The sequence below is a fragment of the Paenibacillus sp. FSL K6-0108 genome (assembly GCF_045040695.1).
Lineage (GTDB): Bacteria > Bacillota > Bacilli > Paenibacillales > Paenibacillaceae > Paenibacillus > Paenibacillus pabuli_B.
In genome coordinates, this window is the sequence record NZ_CP150288.1 from 4,068,876 (window position 1) to 4,090,821 (window position 21,946).

General features: G+C 42.8%; 20 protein-coding genes. 5 read left to right on the top strand and 15 right to left on the bottom strand.

What is annotated here, in order from left to right; genetic code table 11:
• Positions 1–10 precede the first annotated feature (10 nt).
• The 4 genes from MHB49_RS18380 to MHB49_RS18395 all read right to left on the bottom strand — a co-directional run bounded on the left by MHB49_RS18380 (position 11) and on the right by MHB49_RS18395 (position 3,398).
• Positions 11–436, bottom strand: a complete 426-nt coding sequence (locus tag MHB49_RS18380) for an NUDIX hydrolase (protein WP_405152473.1) — start codon at positions 434–436, stop codon at positions 11–13.
• A gap of 13 nt (positions 437–449) precedes the next feature.
• Positions 450–1,283 (bottom strand): EamA family transporter, encoded by an 834-nt coding sequence (locus tag MHB49_RS18385; RefSeq protein WP_405152474.1) that lies wholly within the window; start codon positions 1,281–1,283, stop codon positions 450–452.
• A 49-nt stretch (positions 1,284–1,332) separates the two neighbouring features.
• Positions 1,333–2,301: a hypothetical protein gene (locus MHB49_RS18390; RefSeq protein ID WP_405157174.1), complete on the bottom strand. Its 969-nt coding sequence runs from the start codon at positions 2,299–2,301 to the stop codon at positions 1,333–1,335.
• Between the two features lie 314 nt (positions 2,302–2,615).
• Entirely contained in the window at positions 2,616–3,398 is a 783-nt protein-coding gene (locus MHB49_RS18395; protein WP_405152475.1) for a class I SAM-dependent methyltransferase, read from the bottom strand.
• 454 nt (positions 3,399–3,852) lie between these two features.
• Here MHB49_RS18395 and MHB49_RS18400 point away from each other — a divergent pair, with 454 nt between their 5' ends.
• The 3 genes from MHB49_RS18400 (at position 3,853) to MHB49_RS18410 (ending at position 6,699) form a co-directional block, all read left to right on the top strand.
• Positions 3,853–4,437 carry a TetR/AcrR family transcriptional regulator gene (locus tag MHB49_RS18400; protein WP_405152476.1) on the top strand — a complete coding sequence of 195 codons (585 nt, stop codon included), beginning with the start codon at positions 3,853–3,855 and terminating at the stop codon, positions 4,435–4,437.
• A 7-nt stretch (positions 4,438–4,444) separates the two neighbouring features.
• Positions 4,445–5,191: a type I methionyl aminopeptidase gene (map, locus tag MHB49_RS18405; RefSeq protein ID WP_405152477.1), complete on the top strand. Its 747-nt coding sequence runs from the start codon at positions 4,445–4,447 to the stop codon at positions 5,189–5,191.
• Between the two features lie 551 nt (positions 5,192–5,742).
• Entirely contained in the window at positions 5,743–6,699 is a 957-nt protein-coding gene (locus tag MHB49_RS18410) for an IS30 family transposase (RefSeq protein WP_405152478.1), read from the top strand.
• On the opposite strand, the gene MHB49_RS18415 is transcribed toward MHB49_RS18410, so the two are convergent.
• The 4 genes from MHB49_RS18415 to MHB49_RS18430 all read right to left on the bottom strand — a co-directional run bounded on the left by MHB49_RS18415 (position 6,691) and on the right by MHB49_RS18430 (position 10,105).
• Positions 6,691–6,948 (bottom strand): MarR family winged helix-turn-helix transcriptional regulator, encoded by a 258-nt coding sequence (locus MHB49_RS18415; RefSeq protein ID WP_405152479.1) that lies wholly within the window; start codon positions 6,946–6,948, stop codon positions 6,691–6,693. The genes MHB49_RS18410 and MHB49_RS18415 overlap by 9 nt on opposite strands.
• Positions 6,949–7,183: 235 nt before the next feature.
• Positions 7,184–7,915: an NADPH-dependent F420 reductase gene (locus MHB49_RS18420; protein WP_405152480.1), complete on the bottom strand. Its 732-nt coding sequence runs from the start codon at positions 7,913–7,915 to the stop codon at positions 7,184–7,186.
• Between the two features lie 90 nt (positions 7,916–8,005).
• Positions 8,006–8,746, bottom strand: a complete 741-nt coding sequence (nfsA, locus tag MHB49_RS18425) for an oxygen-insensitive NADPH nitroreductase (RefSeq protein WP_405152481.1) — start codon at positions 8,744–8,746, stop codon at positions 8,006–8,008.
• A gap of 21 nt (positions 8,747–8,767) precedes the next feature.
• Positions 8,768–10,105: an NtaA/DmoA family FMN-dependent monooxygenase gene (locus MHB49_RS18430; protein ID WP_405152482.1), complete on the bottom strand. Its 1,338-nt coding sequence runs from the start codon at positions 10,103–10,105 to the stop codon at positions 8,768–8,770.
• Between the two features lie 256 nt (positions 10,106–10,361).
• Between MHB49_RS18430 and MHB49_RS18435 the strand changes: the two genes are divergently transcribed.
• Complete coding sequence (locus tag MHB49_RS18435; RefSeq protein WP_247897555.1) at positions 10,362–10,715, top strand: helix-turn-helix domain-containing protein; 354 nt, start codon at positions 10,362–10,364, stop codon at positions 10,713–10,715.
• Positions 10,716–11,847: 1,132 nt separating this feature from the next.
• Here MHB49_RS18435 and MHB49_RS18440 read toward each other — a convergent pair.
• The 4 genes from MHB49_RS18440 to MHB49_RS18455 all read right to left on the bottom strand — a co-directional run bounded on the left by MHB49_RS18440 (position 11,848) and on the right by MHB49_RS18455 (position 16,028).
• Entirely contained in the window at positions 11,848–12,831 is a 984-nt protein-coding gene (locus MHB49_RS18440; protein WP_405152483.1) for a glycoside hydrolase family 43 protein, read from the bottom strand.
• Between the two features lie 28 nt (positions 12,832–12,859).
• Positions 12,860–13,690: a carbohydrate ABC transporter permease gene (locus MHB49_RS18445; protein ID WP_247903186.1), complete on the bottom strand. Its 831-nt coding sequence runs from the start codon at positions 13,688–13,690 to the stop codon at positions 12,860–12,862.
• Positions 13,691–13,709: 19 nt separating this feature from the next.
• The gene (locus MHB49_RS18450) at positions 13,710–14,606 is read right to left on the bottom strand and encodes a carbohydrate ABC transporter permease (protein WP_405152484.1); all 897 of its coding nucleotides are present in this window, start codon (positions 14,604–14,606) and stop codon (positions 13,710–13,712) included.
• A gap of 84 nt (positions 14,607–14,690) precedes the next feature.
• Entirely contained in the window at positions 14,691–16,028 is a 1,338-nt protein-coding gene (locus MHB49_RS18455) for an ABC transporter substrate-binding protein (protein WP_405152485.1), read from the bottom strand.
• Between the two features lie 244 nt (positions 16,029–16,272).
• Between MHB49_RS18455 and MHB49_RS18460 the strand changes: the two genes are divergently transcribed.
• Complete coding sequence (locus MHB49_RS18460) at positions 16,273–17,355, top strand: GntR family transcriptional regulator (RefSeq protein WP_405152486.1); 1,083 nt, start codon at positions 16,273–16,275, stop codon at positions 17,353–17,355.
• Between the two features lie 380 nt (positions 17,356–17,735).
• Here MHB49_RS18460 and MHB49_RS18465 read toward each other — a convergent pair whose 3' ends face one another.
• The 3 genes from MHB49_RS18465 to MHB49_RS18475 form a co-directional block, all read right to left on the bottom strand.
• Positions 17,736–18,695, bottom strand: a complete 960-nt coding sequence (locus MHB49_RS18465; protein WP_405152487.1) for an L-threonine 3-dehydrogenase — start codon at positions 18,693–18,695, stop codon at positions 17,736–17,738.
• Positions 18,696–18,732: 37 nt separating this feature from the next.
• Complete coding sequence (locus MHB49_RS18470; RefSeq protein WP_405152488.1) at positions 18,733–19,923, bottom strand: glycine C-acetyltransferase; 1,191 nt, start codon at positions 19,921–19,923, stop codon at positions 18,733–18,735.
• 782 nt (positions 19,924–20,705) lie between these two features.
• On the bottom strand, positions 20,706–21,857 hold the full coding sequence (locus MHB49_RS18475) for a choline esterase (protein WP_405152489.1): 1,152 nt from the start codon (positions 21,855–21,857) through the stop codon (positions 20,706–20,708).
• Between the last annotated feature and the right edge of the window lie 89 nt (positions 21,858–21,946).

A 21,946-nucleotide genomic window follows, 5' to 3' on the forward strand; every position in this document is an offset into this window, starting at 1 on the left:
CATTGTACAATCAGATGACTCCTTCATCGAAATAGGATACCTGCACATTTTTTCGGACGATTTCTTGTAGACTTTCCTCATAAAATGGCATCAGCGCATCCGCTTCTTCAAGACGAGTCCAGGCTATTTGTCTGATCTCATCAGGTCTTGAAATGGCTTCAACTCCACTCAATATACATGCTCTGAAGGTTACACATATGCCATGTTCCGAACCATCCTTTTTCATATACTCATTAATAGCTACGACTCCCCGGAGCTGTACATGTAAACCTGTTTCTTCACACACTTCACGAATGGCAGCGGCTTCTAACGTTTCATGAGGTTCAACTTTACCACCCGGAAGAGTCCATGTCTCTGAGCCTGTATTTTGAACCATTAATAGATGTGAATCATTCGCATCGGTAATCAATGAATAGACGGTGTATACTCTGTTCATCCTAAAATCCTTTCTAGATGCTTACGATAATGACCCCGAAAAGAATAATGGCAATGCCTGCCCACTGACTCTTCGTTAGCTTTTCTTTCAAAATCCATCCAGCCATAAGTATAGTAACGACACTATATAATGAAGTAAGGGCAGTTGTGCTTGTGGTATAATCAACAGTTTGTCCCATATTAAAAGAGAGTAAAGCTCCTGTATCCAGCAGTGCAGTTGCAACGAGAATCAAACCGGTAGACAGGTTTATGCGTGGGAGTTGAATTTTTTTAACCCGTACAAGTATAAACGCACAAAAAAACTGTATGATCCGTGTGACGAGTACAGGAAGAATTACACCCAGGTGAGGAGTAATGTATCCGATCGCCCAAAAATAAAAACCGATGCAGATTGAGGCGATAATGGCCTCGGGTATGCCCGATAACGTCACTTGTTGTCCGATGCTTTTGCTTGATCTTGTAACCGTCAACACACCAATAACCAGCAGCAGGACACCGATAATCGAATTGAAAGGCAATCGTTCACCGCCAATAAAAGCGAGAATAGCAGTCACCACTGCAAATCCCGAGCCGATAGGAGAAACGATGGATAACGTCCCCTTTTCAAAAGCTCGATATAACAATAATGTACCTGCAAAGTTGACTACAGAGATGCCGGCTATTCCAATCCATACCATAGCGTTTTGGTCAATATGAGGTGATTGCGTAAGTACATACCCTCCCAGCAAAAGTGAAGCAATGAGCTGAATCCCGAGCAAGGCAGGCAACGTTTGCACCTTTCTGGTGGCCTGGGTAACCATAAAGTCCGATAGACCAAAACAAAGTGCTGCAATCAGGCCAAATATCATACGTTTATCCTCCAAATTTTGCTTTCTGCCAATGCACCCGAGTTATGATTTATGATGACGACACAGAATTCTGGTCGCACCCCTCATTTTGCTCCAGCTTATGTTTACGGTTCAGAGTCTTCTTTTCCCCATATTTGTATAACAATATAAAGCTGAACATAAACAAACTTGCAAAAAGTGTGACAAGAGGTAAACTCCACACTTTTTCTTCGGGAAATACAAAGGTCAGTAGCGGTATAGCGTACAAGGCAGGAATTCGGGCATGAAAAAGGCGTGATATCACAACGACTAAAATCATATCGATGAACGAAGCCAGCACCTGCGAATCCACCTGTATAAAAACGAGAGTGCCAACGGCAGCAGATAGCGTTAGGGTAAATCCTTGCTTAAACGCCATTTTTGCTGTGTAGATCGGCTTTTGGAGCGATTCGTAAACGACAACAAAAATAGGTGGAATCACTGCCATGTGTTCATAACCCAGTAACCAGCAAATACTGAGCCAGCATAATGAGATAGCTAGGAAGATCACCATATATTTGTATTGGATCATCGACTTCGCTGCGAGATTTTTATGAAGCTGAAACACGACAACTCCGGCCATTAAGGTCAATGTGAATGCAAAGACAATCGATACAAATGACCAATCCTCTGTATGAATGGCGAGTGGTAACAGACCTGTAGCGATGGCGGGTGCAAGATTCGAGCGAATTAATCTCAGAAACAACATCATTATAAATAGAGTAAGTATTACCTTTATCGGATAAATGGTTTGAAACTGATTCATGGCCAGACCGATCGCAGCTGTTACAGTCGGTGCAATGAAAATGACGGAAGGACGTCTGATCCACCCTGGTTCTCTGTATACCCACATGGCTATAGCCATCGCTGCAACCTCTGGTAAAATGATCTCTGCATGTTGTAACCATACGGATAAACTAACCATTATTAGAATAAATGATATCGCAAGAACGTAAGGCAGCTTGCCTATGTTGTTCGTTGCGGGATCTGCTGCATTCATATGCGCCCCTTTCATTCCAACTTCAAACGATTGCTGCTGTTGGATCATCATAGCTATGATTAATGTACAGTTGTACAGCATGCTGTTAGATTTATGCTAACATGAACATTTTGAATGTTTTAAGTACCACTGTATGCATTTTTTTGCATACCAATTTTGAAGCTCTCATAAACATTGTGACAATAAAATAAAAAAGTCGCTGAATAGCGACTTTCCATGTGAATATGTTCTTGTCTCCCGACACTTGTCCCTCAATATATCCCTCTAACCTTAGGCTAAAATTTCATTTCCCAATGCTATCGTTTCCCGTTAAGTCAGTAAATTTTGATAGCGACCCACACCGTCCAAGAGTCTTTTTCAACGATCGGAAAATGAGATTCATCCATTTTACTTTCAATATAAAATACGAGTTCCTTAAGCTCATTATCCGTTAACTCGTGTAAGATTGAACGACCTGTTCTTCCTTGAAGATCTTGTCGTAATGCTTCAACATCATTGTAGATACGTCTTTTTTCCCAAATTTGACTTTCGCTAAACAATCTAAACCCATTAGCTTCAAGTGCATTTCTTACCTCTAAAGAATCATAGCGGCGCGCTATTTCTTTATGAACTAAATTAGGGTATTTTTCAAAAAAATATCCTCTTAGATGGCTTTCGTTTCCTGGCATCAAGCAATCTTTGGGTGTTCGATCTTGAACTATTAAGATGCCGTTATTCTTTAATATGCGATTCGCTTCCTTGAAACACTTATTCAGATCATCTAGATGGTGTATTAGTGCTCTCTCTAAAATAATATCGTATTCAGTTTTATGCAGTTTCGTATCATAAGCATTACCCTGTACAAACTCAACGTTGTTGTAATTTATACAGTTCTGAGTAGCTCCCTTTATCATTTCCAAAGAAAAGTCCACACCTGTAATGTGTGATGCCCCCATATTTGCAAAGGCCTTTGTATAAATGCCTCCGCCGCAACCGATATCAACAACTTGTTTACCAATAACTTCAACATTATTTTGGATTAAAGAAACCCATGATTCATCAGCATTCCTAGTTGTATAGGTCATTCTGTTGTTTTCTTCGTGAAAGTTAATAGGCATTATAACACTCCATTCACTTGTTTCATTTAGCGAAACCCAGTTTCATTAAATCACAAATAAATCATATCATAAAATAAAAGGGCGTATCTGACAACTTCATTAAAGATTTCGGAATATCAATTTCCTCGGTGAGACATGCTGATTCGGGCGCCAACCTTTGGCAGCATGTCGTGGTAAGCATGAAACGTGTTACTTACTCCCCTTTTCGCTGTGAACGACCAGTCCGGTCACGTTTTTTTGCTTCGAAAACGCTTTGCTGAATGTGCGGAGCACAGATCATTGTCGTTACGTTCGTTAACAATATTCCCTATTCTACCATTTTATTATTTGACCAAGTTTTTTAAAAATACTTCATTTTATCGAGCGTCATCAAATGTTTTGCATTTCTCTGCCACATGTATTATTATTTTTATATTGACAAATTTGCAGGTCTATATAAGGAGGTTAACACGCTATGTCCCCCCGTACCAAAGAACAAAATGAGCTTATACGCTTACAGCGCAGAGAACAGATCTTGGATGTTGCTGCGCGCTCCTACTTTCGCACGGGAGGAAGCTTTGATATTCGTGACGTTGCCCGCGAGGCTGGGCTTGGTTATGGCACAGTGTACCATTATTACCCTAACCGGCATTTATTAATAGAAGATGTGTTGTGTAGCGGCTTTGAAAGATGCGAGCAAGGTATCTCAGAATGGGCAAACATTAGTGGTAGCCAACCAGATGATAGGCAGCTGTTGGCCTATTGCAAAGCGCTACTCCAGCTGTGGCAATCAGACGCCCGTGCATTTCTAGTCTATAAAATGGCAGCGGAACATTATGCAGGCCTGCCTGAGAAAGATCGCTACCACGCCAAGAGTCGATTTATGGAACGGCTGTACGTTCCTCTTCAAACGATTACTCACTGCGAAGACGATAGCATTGACCATATGCTTGCTGTGCTGGTCGGCTGCTGTGGACTGTACTATTATGCAGGCCATTCCGACCTTGACGTCGATCGAATTGCCCATCTCGCCATGCAGGCTATAACGAAGGAGTACTGATACGAACATGGTCATTTTAAAAAGCAAGTATGAAATTGAGGCTATTCGGAAGGCATGCCAAGTGGTGGCTGAATGCCATCGTACAATCGCGCCGCTTATTAAACCGGGGATTACCACCAAAGAGATTGATCGCATTTTTGAGGACATTATGTTGAAGCACGGCGCAAAGGCATACCAGAAAGGCTATAAGGGCTATCCATATGCAATCTGTGCCTCCCCCAACGATGTGATCGCGCATGGCTTTCCAAGCAATAAGCCACTTGAGAACGGCGATATCGTGACGATTGACACGGTCGCTGAGCTCGATGGCTGGCTCGGCGATTCGGCCTGGAGTTACGCAGTTGGGCAGATCTCGCCTACCGCCGAGAATTTGATGCGTGTCACGAAGGAATGTCTGGACCTCGGCATCGCTCAAGCACAAGTAGGCAATCGGCTCGGCGACGTGACAAGCGCGATTCAGCGGCATGCCGAGTCGTACGGCTTCGGCGTCGTGCGCGACCTTCTCGCCCATGGCATCGGCCGGGACCTGCACGAGGAGCCGACTTATATGCATGTCGGCAAACCAGGAAAAGGCCTCCGTATCAAGGAAGGTATGGTGTTCACCATTGAGCCCATGATCACCGAAGGCACTTACTTCATGACAATGGATCCGGACGGCTGGACTGCACGGACAATGGACAACAAGCTTGCCGCTCAATACGAGCATACGATCGCTATTACGGCTGAAGGTCCACAAATTTTGACGGTGCAATAGAACAAAAAGAAGTCTACCACGAAATGGTCGACTTCTTTTTTCGTATTTAGCATAGCCTCTTTCTTTAACTACGGGCATTGATATCGTTAAACGACCGTTCCCCGGTTGAATACCGGGAAACGGCCGCAGCTTAAATTTTGTCTTTATATTACTGTCTACTTGACAGGGTTATGACCAAAAAAGCGACTCTAATGGGATCATGGTATTAATGAACCAATAATGTTATACCTATCTTCCTACAGAGAGTCATATTATGTTCCTCTCCATTTGTTGCATTAGCTTTCTTAATATCAGACGGTCTTCCTCAGAAATGGAGTAAAGCAATTTTTCTTGGTGCTCCCTCCATTTTTTATCCACTGGTTTTTCTAATTCTTTTCCTTTTTCGGTCAGATAAATACGCATGACTCGCGCATCTTGTACATCACGTTTGCGATATGACGGATTGTAATATGAAGTGCGACACCTACTGGAAATAAATAAAAAATGGCCCATGGCCGGATTCGTGTAGAATGAAGTCACCACAACACACATTCACACAAGGAGAATCCACCATGAGCTACACACATCTTAGCATAATCGAGCGCAGCAAGCTAGAAATCCTCCACCAGCAAGGGAAAAGTGCCCGAGCCATTGCCAATGAATTGGGCAGGCATCATGCCACCATTTGCCGTGAACTTCGTCGAAACGAAATGCAAATGCCCTATTGTGCCGAGCGATCTCAGGAGAGCTATGTCCAAAGGCGTAAGTCCTCCGTTTCCGCAGGGAAGTGGACACCGCAGCAGTCGGTCCTTATAGAAGAAAAACTGCATGCCACGTGGTCTCCTGAACAGATCGTAGAACGGCTCCGTCAAGAGGGATACCCTATAGTCTGCTTTAAAACCATCTATCGCTGGCTGTATACAGGCCGTTTGGTGAAAGGGGGGCTTGCCGTCCTACGTCACAAAGGGAAACGGCAGAAGCCTGCAGAGACGCGCGGCAAGTTTGCTGTGGGTAAGAGCATCTCTCAGCGTCCGAAAGAGGTTCGTTCCCGGAAAACCTTCGGTCATTGGGAACTCGATACGGTCGTCTCAGGCCGTGGGAAAAGCAAGGGCTGCGTAGCTACATTCATCGAACGCAAGACTCGACTGTACATCGCCATTCCCATGCCTGACCGTACCGCTTTGTCCATGGAAATTGCTTTTGGCGTAGCAGCCTCGCAGTATCCTCCTAGTGCATTTCAAACCGCTACTGCCGATCGTGGCAAGGAATTCGCTTGTTATGCCAGTCTGGAAAAAGTTCATGGCCTACAGGTGTATTTCGCAGATCCGTATTCTTCCTGGCAACGGGGCTCGAATGAAAATGCCAATGGCCTCTTGCGAGAGTTTTTCCCCAAGGGGACGGATTTTGCACAAATTACGGATGAATCCTTGGAGACCGCTCTACGCTTGATCAACCACAGACCACGAAAATGCTTGGGCTGGAGAACCGCTCACGAATCCTTTTCAGAGGAACTGTCGCACTTAGCTTGACAATCCGTCATATATAAATCCGTTATGCTCCAGTGATTTAACCATATTTGTTACTGTTGGAGGCTCACATTTTAAGTGTTCACATAGCTGCATCTGTGTTACGCCGTCACCCATCCAAAGACGATAAAGCAAATTATCCTGCCCTACATAAAGATTAAGTTCCCTCAATGATTCACTATAATTTCGACGGATTTGGGAGGAAATCCGATCTAAAGACTGTCGAATGTCACAGTCTACTGCATCTGTCATGTATTATCCCTCCCTTTAAGCTGATTAATATTTAGTAAACTAAATGTATCACGACGTTATTTTAGGAGTCAATTGACTTTCAAGTTAACTCATCCCGGTGCAAAAACATCATTTTTAGCAAATATCTCTCTTGAAATCGTACTGTATGTGACCCGGAATTTAAAAAAACGGCAGGTAGACATTATTGCGTGTCCTCATCTGCCGCTTCTTTTAGATCAGTATCAGAGTACTTATTTTAGGAATTATACATTTCTCTATTTAGATTGACGATTTCTTTATGCGAAAATCCACCAGAAACCGCGATCAGCTTATCCATAACTTTGTCCCGCAGAAATGGGGCTTGTTCTTTATTTGCCTTTTGAAGTGCTTCAATTAATTCCTCTTTGGTTAGTTCTGTGCAATATGCTGGTGTTCCTGGCTGCTGTCTCCATGAATCATTTAAATTCCCACTATCGACCGTATCGAAACCTAATTCGCTGACTATGCTCATAATTGTTTGCTTTTGCTGAATGTCATCACCGGCAATAGCTGCCGCAATGCGACGACTGCTACCTTCCGGTCTACCTTCATGTTCTAAAGTATAGGCTAACAAATTATTAAAAGCTTTGATAATTGATCTGCCTAATTGTTTTGTAACCCAGACACTTTCAACCATCCCGTTCTCGATCTCATCAATTTTCACTCCCATTTGAGGATAATAATTGGAAGTGTCGACGACAATAACTTCATCCGCCGCTTTTTCAACTACACTACGAATACTAGGTAGTGCATGAAGAGGAATAGATATGATGAGAACATCAATATTGGAAATTACATCTTCTACCTTCACAGGCGTTGCGTTAAGTGGTTTCCCTTCCAAACGCTCTACACCACGAGCATCTGCAATTTTCACATCATGGTTATTATTTACCAACTTTTTTGAAACAGATAATGCAATGGGGCCTGCGCCAATGATTCCGAATCTCATTTTGTTCACTCCTATTTAATATTAGATAATGTTGTCATTTTACCTCATACATGTAATTTTGATACGTGGAAAGGTTTCCGTGAACAATGGTTATTTTTTTGCAAATCCTTGTTTGTTCAAATAGTCCATCATTTGAGGTAGGATACTTCTTTGTAGATGATCCTGAATGTGATCACTCCATCCTGTTACTTTCTTTACTGTGAAAGGAGCTCTTATCGGACGATTCTCATAGTATTTCAACATGGTTTCGTCATAAATAGCTAATTTATCTTGATCGAGTGCCTGATACTGATTTTCAAGTAAAACCATAGATTGAGGCAGACGAGGCTTCAGTTCAGGTTTATTTCCCGTGGGACTGCCTATGCATAATCCCACCAAGGGAATCACATACGTCGGTAAGCCCAACAAGTCTGATAATTCCTCAATATTAGCTCTGACCGCACCAATAAAAACACCGCCTAGTCCCATAGATTCAGCCGCAGTTAATGCATTTTGTGCCATGAGCCCGGCATCGAATGAACCAATCAAGAGGAATTCAATATATTCGATATCTACATCCGGAGCAATTTGATGGTTACGGTTAAAATCGGCACAAAAAATCCAAAACTCTGCCGCCTCTTCAATATAAGGTTGATCAACACAAAGTTCTCTCACCTTTTTTCGTAGGATCGGATCAGTGATACGAACAATGGACACGGCCTGCAAAAGACTAAACGATGAAGTTTGACTGGCGGCCTTAAAAATCGCATCGACTTGTTCCTCAGCCAGGGGTTTCGATGTGTACGAACGAAATGATGTATGCTTATGAAGCAACTCAAGTGTGTGATTCATTAAAACCTCTCCTTTATTTGTTTATTTCAATACCCGCATCCCATATTCATAGGGAACGCCCATGTTCTCGCGAAGGGTCTTCCCTTCGTATTCGGTGTGAAACAAACCACGTTCCTGTAAGAGTGGCACAACCTGCTCTACAAAATCCGCAACACCATCAAAAGCTATATCGGGGACGACCGAGAAACCGTCACACGCTTCAGCCAAAAACCATTCTTCTAAAAAATCAGCAACTTGTGTGGGTGTTCCTGCAACGACAGGATGATAATTAATGACCCCATGGGCAAGAACATCGCGAATGGATAGCCCTTGCTGCAGTAATTTCAAGGCTTTTGGTGATCGTGGGTCCATTGGATGAGCATATGCATTCTTCAACAAGTCAGCAGGTAATGCCTTATCAATATCTATCGAGTTTACTGATAAGGGTAAACCGATCATTGATCCTAGATAACTTACCCGACTAGGAATCTCCTGAGGATTAAATTTCATTAGCTGTTTTCGACGTGTCAAGGCTTCTTCTTCGGTTGAAGCCAGCGAAAACATAAAACCCGCAAACATCTTGATATCATCAGGTTTCCGGCCATAACGAACGGCACTTTGCCGAATCGCTTGTCTTTGTTCACGAGCTGATTCGATATCATATGGATTTGCGTATACGCCAGAAGCATATCTCCCAGCTAATTCTAATCCCTCACCCCCTCCTCCCGCCTGAAATATAACAGGTTGGCCTTGTTTAGAAGGGGGAATTGGCAAAGGGCCACGAGATGCATAATATTGACCTTGAAGGTTTATTGGCTTGATTTTGTCCATATCAGCGAATGTTCCTCCTTCTACATCAAGTGTCCAAGCATCCGACTCCCAACTCCCCCATAAAGCCTGAACAATTTGTATACTTTCGTGTGCTTTGTCATACCGTTCTTTGCGGTTGGCAACTTTTGCACCAAAATTTGCAGCTGCTGAGGGATCGGATGTAGTAACCGCATTCCAACCTACACGTCCTTGACTAATTACATCCAGTGCTTTGAATTGCCGCGCGATGTTGTATGGATAGTTGAATGTCGTAGAGAGTGTAGCAACAAGTCCAATGTGTTCCGTTTCTCGCGCTACGGCCATTAGTGCCAACGTTGGATCCATTGGAAACGCAGGCGTCTGAGGGCCTAAGTTCACAGTTAGTGAAGGAGTATCGGCAATAAAAATCATTTGAAACTTCCCCTGTTCGGCTATCTTCGCCCGTTCTACATAACCATCTATATTTGTATAAGCTGCTGGGTCAGTACCAGGCACTCTCCAAGCGCTGAACTCAGCGCCGTATCCCGAAACCATCTGTAGAGCCAATTGCATCTTCTTATTTTTTTGCATATAATTCTTCTCCTTCATTCCATATGTGCAAGTAGTGGATCTACAATTCACAATAGCTTGCTAACTATGACATTGATAAATATAATGATTATTTAGCATGCTAAATATATGACTAAGAAATATTATTCTTTTTTAAAACAAAATTAAATGTTTTTGTTGTTGACCCAATCTTAAGTGTATTCGTTTGTTTTGCAAAGAGGGCAATTTAAATGAACATAGTACATCTTTCTGTACCTATGAAATAGGAGTGATATCAATGAGGGTCTGTAATGAAGGATTTGAACAGGAGTTCATCGATGAAAATAGTGATATGTACGCGATAGCCTTTACGCAGAATGTACTTTCCGGACGCTGGAAGTATTTTATATTATGGTATCTAAAAGATGAAACACGTCGTTATTCGGACATCAAAAAATTCCTTGGGGATCTCTCTCAGGGCTCACTTACCAAGCAACTTAAGGAATTAGAGAATGATGGCGTTATTCAACGTGATATTTATCCGGAAGTTCCTCCACGAGTTGAGTACTCGTTGACAGAAAAGGGAATAAAGTTACTTCCCATCCTTGAAAAGATGGAGGACTTCGGTAAAGAATTCGGTGGAAACAGGTAATTTATAGATCGTTTCCTCACAGCCTTAACACCGAATTTATAGCTCGCTAATATAGCGTTAGTTTAATGAAATGAAGGAGAAATTTGACGCTAATGGCCAAAAACGCTCCTTCTTTGATCGCAGACTATCCGAGGTGAAGTTAGTTGACTACAAACATAATGGAATTATCATGTATCAAATAGCCGAATAATGTGTTTTAAAATGCGTTGGGCCGCTTCACAAGGCCAATGCCAATATGTATCCGCAGTCAGCGTTTTAGCATCATAACTACAAAAGAGTTACATACTACTAAAACGAAATTTCCATTCTAGATATTTTCCCAAGTGCTTCAGGATCATATTTTAAAGCAATAAACATATCAGCTCATCCAATGTAGCTTTGTTTTGTTTGATATTTGACATTTCAATGTCTCTATCTAGTATTAGGTATGGTTCAATCTAGCTTTGATACGGAGAAGTATATGTTTCAACAAACAACCCTGAATTCCTGAATTCCTGATTTCATTTAGTTTTTCCACACATTCTTCTTGTAGTCCAATGTTCATATAGTAGTCATTACCGAAATGAACAAACATGGATGACACGGACAATTTCCCCCATAAATGTTCTCGGAGAATTAGTTTACATATATCGGATAAATTTGAGTTATCAATGGTATCACCATCTTTTACGGTTGCAAACAAATCAACCATATTACTCGAAATAGACTGATTCTGAGTAACATTATCATCGTATTTATCTACGTTTGTAATTTTAAACGAAGAAACATTCATACATTGCATTAGAGTTACTACTGCATCTATTTATTTACTCTCTATAGATGGATAGTCTGACAGGGTAAATTCTTTTCCTCCATAAACTTTTTCACAGAACTAGCCATTTTCCATACCCCTTCATTATGACCGCCTGGCCCTGTATACATGTTACGAACTCCTACACTAGTTTCTTCCAGATCATGTAAAAAAGCATGAAAGTATCAGGAATTTCAACCTATTTGTAGTATGGTTCGGCGTATTATCTGTAGAGCGAAATCGAAGGCACCAATAGGGTACCTTCGATGTTCTTACTGTCTCTCTTTGGCAGTTTGGATAAACGAACTCAAATCCATTAACCAACCTTGTTGGGACACTCGTTCACTGTCCAGAACGTACAAGTGCTGCAACCGAGCCGCGGAAATCGGGTCTGCCGTCTGCCGTCCACAAAAGCTCCGTCACAAATGTATGGCGATTCGGATCGTACAGCGGATCTCCTATAATGTTCTTGTACGTTCTTGCATGGAACACAAAGAGCGTCTTTTCGTCGGCCTCTGACACCGTGAAGGAATTATGACCGGGACCATACATCGAGATGTTCTCATCTGTCGAGAAAACCGCTGCTGGCGACTTGCGCCATGAGGCGGCATCGAGCAAATCAGCATCCGCATCGGCTTCAAGCAGGCCCATGCAATAATTGAAATCAGTAGCGCTAGCCGAGTAAGAGAGGAATACCCGATTACCCTTGCGAAGAAATGCCGCGCCTTCGTTCACTCTATAACCAATGATCTCCCAGTCATATTCCGGCATCGAAATCATCGTTTGCGGTCCAGTCAGCGTCCACGGATTGCTCATTTTAGATATATACAGATTAGAATTACCTTCGATATTCGTATCCTTTTGTGCCCATACGTAATAACGGCTGCCATTATGTTCAAAGGTAGTGGCATCGAGGGAGAAGCTTTCCCATGCGGTACGAACCTGCCCTCTTTCCGTCCAACTGCCTTCGAGCGGATTGGCATGCTTATTCTCCAGCACGTACATCCGATGGTCGAACAAGCCTTCATTCGTCTCCGTCGTGTGTGCGGCAGCGAAATACACGTACCATTTGTCATCAATAAAATGCAGTTCAGGCGCCCAAATATTGGCACTAAGGATACCCGTCTCGTGCTTTCTCCAGATCACTACAGGAGTTGATGTAACAAGCCCCTCAAGGTTCTGGGCTCTACGGATTTCAATTCGATCATATTCCGGAACGGATGCTACGAAGTAATAATAACCGTCCGAATGTCGGTAGATAAAAGGATCCGCTCTCTGCTCAATTAATGGTTGAATGTCGTGTGATGCTCTTTGTTGGATTTCCATCTTATCACCTGCTTCATCATAATATACACTACCCTTTAACAGCACCTGCAGTCATACCGTCTATGAAATATTTCTGGAAAGCAATAAACAATATGAAAATTGGAATGATGGAGAAGAAGGAACCCACGATCAATAGGTCATAGTTATTGCCATAAGGAGTTAACAACGTTTTCAAACCGATTGGAAGTGTAAATTTACTCTGATCTCCGAGCACCATGAATGGCCACAACAGATTATTCCAACTATTCATACCATTCAGAATGGCCATTGCCGCAAAGGATGGCTTCATAATCGGCATAATTAATCTGAAATAAATCGCATACTCGTTTGCGCCATCAACCCGCCCAGATTGAATAATCTCTTTGGGTATGCTTCTTAGATATTGCCTGAAGAAAAATATTGTCGCGGCATTGGCTATACCCGGCAGAATGATTGCTGAATAGCTATTCACCATTTTTAAATCATTAATTAGGCTGTACAAAGGAACCAGCAGTATTTCGAAAGGCACCATCATAATGAGCAAAACACATATAAAGAGGAAGTTCTTACCTTTAAAATCATATGCTGCAAAACCATATCCAACAAATGCGCTTACAAAAAGTGTTAAAACCACTTGAACGATGGTTAAAGTCATACTGTTCCAAAACCATACAAAATAATCATGTTCTCCAGTAAACAGATAGATGAAATTATCAAAACTCATGATACTAAAATCCAAACTTAAGTTAAGACCATATCTAATTAATGATTCACCTGGTTTAAAGGAAGATAGGGCCACTGCATAGAATGGAATCATAATTATAACGAATAGTATAATGAACAAACAAATAATTACTATTCTGGAAATAAAGTTATTCATCGTCAGACTTTTGCCCACTTTAATCCTCCTCCTTTTTGAACATTCCACTAAATTTCAACTGCGTTAAATTGATAACCATAGCAATGACTAGCAAAATGATACCAACTGCAGCTGCGTACCCCAGCTTATTTTTCTCAATCCCTTGTCTATACAGAAATCCGACAATGGTTAAGCCAATATTTTTGGGCGAATTGTTACCGTTAAACATCATCAGGCTTTCGGTAAACATCGCTAAACCTGCATAAACACTAATTGTTGTAACATATACCGTGGTCGGCTTCAATAATGGCATTGTGATCGTTCTAAACTTCTGCCAAGCAGATGCCCCGTCAATTGAAGCAGCCTCATAATATTCATTGTCAATGCTTTTCAAACCGGATAGATAGTAAAGCATATTAACACCTGTCCATCTCCAACATGCGAGGATTAACAGTGCTGCCATACTCCATTCTCCGTCTTTCAAGAATTTAATAGGCTCTACACCAAATAGACCTAGGAAACTGTTCATTAATGAACCTTCCATTTCACCGAATGTAAGGCGGAAAATGGTACCCGCAACTGCGACAGATGTCAATGCTGGGAGAAAGAACGAAGATTTAAAAAACTCTCTTCCCATCATTAACTTACTGTTGATCATAACGGCGAATAACATAGGAAAGGGAATTAACAGCACTAAGGTTCCTAACATGTACACAACGCTATTTTTAATAGCCGTCAAAAACACTTTATCTGTAAGTAATTTTGAATAATTCGCTTCACCAATCCATTTAGGATCCTGTCCCAACATCTTATCTTGAAAGCTCATTACGAATGAATTTACAAGCGGATAAAACCAGAATATTAAAAATATGAGTATAAATGGCAATACAAAAACGTAAGGCGCAACTTTTTGAGAGTATACAAATTTCTTTATCATATTCTCAATCTCCCTTGACTATGGTTAAACCTGCCGACCACTATACCTGCCGACAGGTTTAATCAAATCATTTACTTATTATATTTATTTTAATTCTTGTTCAATTGCTGCTTGTGCTTCATCCAGCGCTTCCTTCACGTCTTGGCCATCTTCAAAGATAGCATTCAAAGTAACCGTATTGAATACATTGCTGATCGTCGGTGAAGCTTTAACGGATTTGATCGCTTGAATTTCGTCTTTGATTTCATTCAAAGTATCAAATGCATTTGTTTTAAAGTATTGGACGTATTCATTATCAGGGTTTTTCGTTACTGCATCATCTTTCCATACTTCCATGTTGATTGGGTCAAATCCAAGTGTATTCCAGATTTCAGTCGTAGCTTCTTTCGAAAGCTTAGCAAAGGCTACAAATTCTTTTGCCAACTGAACGTCTTTACCATTCTTAGTAACAACTGTGCCAGTACCGCCTAAGCCAACGGAACGAGGATTACCTTCTTCAAATACAGGCAATGGAGCAATTGCATACTTACCTTTAAGGTCCTTCATTTCGTTTACAAAGCGGGACATGTACCACTCAGGCATCAATGCGCTTGCGTAGTTGCCTTTGTTGTATTCGCCTTTTGCTTCTTCTGTGTCGGGTTGTCCGCCAGGGATCGTATGAATAACATTGTTCTTCTGCAGATCGACTAACATTTCATACGCTTTAATCATTTCAGGCGAGTTAACTTTTGGATTACCATTCTCATCTGTAAAATCAGCGTTTTGCTGAGCTAGCAGCAGCGATGCTTGCCACGTAGCTGATGTATCAGCAGTACCTAAGTACTTGCCAGTCTTTTCATAAACTTTGATACCTGCTTGTTTGTAATCTTCCCAAGTTTTGATTGTCTTGTAGTCAACACCTGCTTGTTCGAGAATTTCAGTGTTGTAGAAAGCAAGCGTAGCACCTACGTGATAATCAAAGCCATAAACCTGGTCGGCTTTGGAGTAAATCTCGACACGTGAAGGAACAACAACGTCTTTGTATGGTGCAAATACATCATTCAAAGATTCCAGTGGAACATTGTCACCTTCCAAAAATTTAGGGAATTGACCAAGCTCGATATCCGCGATATCGGGAGCACCTTTTCCGCTTGTAACAGCCAATAAGAGCTTGTTGTGCATATCATCATAAGGCATAACCGTTACATTCAACTTAATCTGTTTGTCTGGGTTTTGTTGATTCCATAATCCGAGCATTTTATCCAAATGCTTGCCGTGCAAATCTACGAATGTCCAGAATGACAATTCTGTAGCATTCTCACCGGCATTAGCACCTAACTGCTGTGTTTCCGTTTTTGAATCAGAAGGATTACCACATGCTGTAAAAACAAGTGACATAATAAGGACTGAAACGATGGAGATCAAAGCACTGCGTTTTTTCATTTGTTCGTCATCCTCTCTTTTTTTGTTATGCATTTGAAAAGTCGGCTGACTAGTTAGTTCTGTTAATTTAAGCGGGTTCAATCTACCTTGGCACCACCATCCTTAACATAATTCTAACCGTTCAAAGAAAAGACCCCTTCGCAACAATTTCTCAGATTTCATATTGTAAGCGCTTTACATGCCGTATTATAATATATAAGAAATATGCTTTATATAACCAATTGATTATAAAATCATAAAGTTTATGGGGAGATGCAACTTTTTGAAAAAGCTGGCGCTCTACAAACAAATTCGAGAAGATATTCTACAGAAAATTAAATCAGGGCAGCTTCGGCCAACGGACCGCATTCCTTCTGAGCAAGAACTAATGGACGAATTCAGAGTAAGTAAAATAACCGTCAGGAACGCCCTAACCCTACTAGCTGACGAAGGATTAATTATACGCGTACAAGGCAAAGGCTCATTCGTCTCTTCTAGTCTTGTTGTTTCTAGCATCAATTCTCCGCCATCCCCACGCAGCGCGTCCTCCATGCCGCTCATCGGCTTCATCATTCCGACGATGAGAACCCGTGTCATTCAGAAGCTCGTTGACTACACGGAACACTTCCTGCAAGAAGCCGGCCTCAGCATGGTACTAAGCATCACGCGCGAGTCCTCCTCTATTGAATCAAACGTCATTCGTACACTAACGGAGCTCGGTGTGAGGGGGCTGATCGTTTTTCCGACAGAAGATGAGAAGTACAACGAATCATTACTGCGTCTGTCGCTCGATAAATTCCCGTGTGTGTTCATCGACCGCTATCTGCGCAACATTGAGACGTACACCATTACATCCGACAATTACGGCGGTGCGTACAAGGCTGTCTCCCATTTACTATCCAGGAGTCATCAGCGGATTGCGCTCATCTCACCTGAAAATGCCAATACAGCCATCGAGGATCGCACGCTCGGCTTCGAGCAGGCATACACAGATCAAGGCATCTCGATTGACAAGGGCTTGTGGTGTCACATCCCTCTCGACATTCTACGCGGCGATCAAGCATTGGACTATGTAAGCGACTTCTTGCAGGACCACAGTGGAATTTCGGCAGCCTTCTCCTTGACTGAAGAAACCGCACGCCTTACATCGGCCGCTATCAGTCGTCTGAACGATCACTCAAATATCGATTTGCTATCTTTTGATAATCCACATCTTTCAGGCGTAGCTTATGTGCAGCAGGATGAACAGGAAATGGCACGAACAGCCGTAAAACTGTTACGTGAACAAATGGAAGATGTTTATTCTCCTAAGAACGCCGTCATTCCCGTGCAACTCATCTTCCCTTGACACGACAAACATTGCAGCCAGGCGATAGATGAACTGGGCATATTGATTGGTTTTACCGGCGATGGCCCTTGCGACGCGCATCTCCTACGCGAATGCTAAGGAATCTCAGAGCATAACGGTCATGAATGGTCCAGACGAATGGCGGAGCTGTTGCGGGAAGGATGGCAGTTCACTCTAGTTTCTCGCCACAACAACACGCCTATCTGTTAACAGACGAAACTTTATGCCGTGTTCATTATCTGATAAGCCACAGACCACGGAAATGTCTGGGCTGGAGGATGAAAAAAGAAGCTGCAACAAAAGGTACGGGTAACCCCAAACCTCTTGATGCAGCTTCTTTTGTATTCCTACTCGCATTGCACAGCGAAATCAACATAACTTTAAGCTTTGCGAAGCATTTGTCTCTGGCTTAGCTGTGAAAGCATATCCTTTGTCATGGCCTTCAGGTCGTAGCGGGCATGAAATCCCCATTCTGTTTTTGCTGCCGTCGCATCAATGGAATGCGGCCAGCTATCGGCAATCGCCTGTCTCTTCGGATCAACGTCATAATCGAGGATAAAGCCGGGAATCTCTTCCCGAATTGCTGCAGCGATCGCCTCTGGATCTACACTCATTGCGGTGACATTAAATGAGTTTCGGTGCACCAACCGGGATGAATCCGCTTCCATCAATTCAATGATAGCGTTCAGGGCATCCGGCATATACATCATGTCCATGTTTGAGTCCTTGGCGATATAAGATGTATACCGGCCAGTCGTCACGGCTGCGTAATAAATTTCCACAGCGTAATCCGTCGTTCCTCCGCCGGGAGGCGTCATATAAGATATCAAACCCGGGAACCGCAGCCCTCTGGTATCCAGGCCGTATTTGTGAAAATAATAATCACAAAGCAGTTCGCCGGACACTTTGTTCACGCCGTACATCGTATTGGGCCTCTGGATCGTATCCTGCGGGGTATTGTCTTTCGGAGTCGAAGGACCAAAAGATCCAATGGAGCTTGGAGTGAAAAATTGGCAGCCGAGCTCTCTGGATATTTCAAGTGCATTCATCAATCCGCCCATATTCAAATTCCAGGCAAGCAGCGGTTTCTCCTCTGCGGTAGCCGACAGCAGCGCAGCCAAATGGATGACGGTATCCACTTCGTACCGCTTGGCGATTTCGAACATCGCCTTATCATTCGTCACGTCCAGCAGCTCGAATGGCCCGGATCGGGTAATTTCGTGGGCTGATGACCTGAGATCCGTAGCAACGACGTGATCCGCACCATAAATTTCACGTAATTTAACAACTAACTCAGAACCGATTTGGCCCAGTGCTCCGGTCACCAAAATCTTGTCCATAAGACATTCCTCCCGAAATATACTCCCGCGAATGCATCTAAATCAGCTTCATTTCCTTGCCAACTTTCTCATAAACGGAGATCACCTGGTCGAGCATCTCCCTAGTATGGGCAGCCGTCGGCATGTTGCGTATTCTTCCGGTCCCTTTCGGAACTGTCGGAAACACGATTGCCTTGGCGTACACGCCTTCTTCATAGAGCCGTTTACTGAACTGTTGGGTAGTTACTTCATCACCAATGATACAAGGTGTGATTGGCGTTTCGCTTTGGCCTACATCATATCCAAGCCGGCTCAAGCCATTTTTCAAAGTATTACCGTTCTCCCACAGCTTCTGGATCAATTCCTTGTCATTCATCAAAATGTCAACAGAAGCGCTGCAAGCAGCGATTGCAGATGGAGGTAGCGATGTCGAGAACAGAAACGGACGACTTCTCAGTCTCAACCATTCGATTAGTTTTTTCTTCCCCGCCACATAACCGCCGACAACGCCGATCGCCTTGGAAAGAGTACCAATTTGAAAGTCAATGCGGTCGGACAATCCAAAATGCTTCACGGTTCCTGCTCCTGCTCCAAGAACGCCTGAACCGTGGGCATCATCCACATAAGTGATCAGATCGAATTCTTCTGCTATTTTCACGATTTCGGGCAGCTTTGCTATATCACCATCCATGGAGAAAACCCCATCGGTGATGACCATAATTTTATGGTACTGACCGGATTCCTTGGCCTCTTTCGCCTGCTGTCTTAAATCATTCATATCCGAATGCTTATAGCGAATCACCTTGGCTCTCGACAGGCGGCAGCCATCAATAATCGAAGCGTGGTTCAGCTCATCTGATAAAATCGCATCATGCTGGTCCATTACCGCGGATATAGCAGCCATATTACAGTTAAATCCCGATTGATACACGATAACGGCTTCCGTTTTTTTGAAACGGGCCAGTTTTTCTTCAAGCTCAATATGAAGATCCATCGTACCATTAATTGTTCTCACAGCCCCTGCGCCTGCCCCGTATGTCTGCGCTGCCTTAACTGAAGCATCAATCAGGCGTTGATCTGTTGCCAGTCCCAAATAGTTATTGGAAGACAAATTGATTAGGGACTTTCCGTCGATACGAATAACAGGACCATTTGCACCCTGCAGCGTATCGATGACGTTATATAGACCTTTAGTCTTTAGATCTTCGATGTTCGAACTTAAAAATTTGTCCAATGCTTGACTTGACATTCCATTCCCTCCTCGATATACGCATGTCCTCGTACAGGAGACATAGCATTCTCCAAAAAACCTGTTATAAAAGGGATTAAATTAATTTCAATGTATCATCTTTTTTATTTTTTGTACACATGTGGCGGACAAAAAATAAAAATATCCGCAAAAAAACATAGCGATTGCTTCCCCCATTTCCGGAAGCAATCGCTACTAAATCTTTGCTTATATCTTTTGCTGCTCGGTAACTTCTAGTGCAGCCATTATTTCTTTTGCTTATTTCTTTAAATCAATCGATTTACCCCGGTTCATGTTCGCCTGTAGCAATAGCTTCCTCTTCAATATAATAGACACTCGTTTCTTCAGAAAAATGTCGACGCCATCATGCGAGAAACGGGTGACCGCGGAGTTGGTGTCGTGTTCAACACCATCGGCGGCAACACATTGTCGCACAGCCCCGACACGCAAGCACTCCTTGAACGAAGCTATTTTCCAAGCCCTTGCGCAAAGGGATACTGCCTTAGCAAAAAAACATGCAGCAGCCCCAATGGAATATCAATGAAGTTGTCGTCAGCAACGCGAAGAGCTGACAACGCGAAGCACTTATACGCTCATTAGTATTCATTAATATTACCAATGAAGTAACATATATCTACCTTTCAACGGTGAAAACACCGCTTATCATCTCAAATAGAAAACAATGCTTGTAATATGAGAGAGCCGATAACCACGTAATAGGGTTATCGGCTCTGTTTCTCTACGGCTAGCTCTTTGAAATACGTTTATCTCCACACTATCGGTTATGTCACTTGTTGCTGGTACTTCTTGATCAAGTCCACACCATCGTATGCCAGACTTTCCACACTTGCCGCATCCTGCAGGATGTAATGATCAAAAAAGTTCTTTGTATAGTCTGTAACAAGATTTCGCATCTCCATAGCATCCCGTTCGCCTCTGATTTCCTCATTAACACCGGTAAACACGATGTCGCAGTAATCTAAATGCCCAACACGATCAACAGAGAAATAATAGGTTTCCATGCTATTGTTAGCGCCAATCATCGCATTCATGTTATAGTTAGGTTCACAAAACAGCAGCAAGAAGGGTTTCTTAAGGTCGCTATCCTGAAGGCCGAACGCACCGCTATCCAAGCCAATCCCGCAGGCGAACCGCTCATCGTCCCGGCAAACCATCGCCGTCGTAAGCCCTCCATAAGAATGTCCGACTATGCCCATGCCGATGTCAAGGAACAATCTGCCCTTAAAGATGGAATTCACCTCTCCAGAGTCCAGTTTGTAAAGATAATCGGCTACATATCTTACATCTTCTGCCTGTAATTCACTATTCTCTGTTACCTTGGCAAGTATCGGCAGGGTAAGCACGTTATGGCACATCTCAATGGCCGTTTCATCGTCAGGCCGCATCTCCATCTTACCAGCCAACGCCAGCATCTCCGGATCTTCAGAAAGCGCTGTAATGGCATCCGAAAAATCCTTTGATACATTAAACAGGCGCCCATCTTTTCGCTTATACATCGTGCTATTCTGATGGCCGATGCTTACCACAACATATCCTATGCTTGCCAAGTCTGTGCAGATTACTGTACCCCATTCTGGAGAACCACCCCCGCCGCAAACATAGAATAACACCGGATAGCGCTTTTCCTTCCCGGAAAGAGCAAGGTCGTCGTAACACTGAGTCTTGATATCTATAGAGAAAAAACCCTTCTCTTTAAGATACGCAGTAACAAGTGGCTGCTCATTTAACATCTCATAGACTTCAGGAAACATGTACGTTGATGTAGTCTTTCCTTCGCTACTGTCGGATGGATAGTACACAAACGCCGTCAGTTCTCTTTTGGAGTGATCGGATGCCGTGTATTCAAAATCCATCTGGGTTCGACCGACAGTATAACCGCCAATGGGTTCTGGAAATGCGTCATACGTTTTCATTTTCTTGTTCCCCCTTAATAATAAAAGTGCCGAATATGAAATACATACAATGTGCTATAAGCGCTCTCAAAACGGTGAAACGATTACAT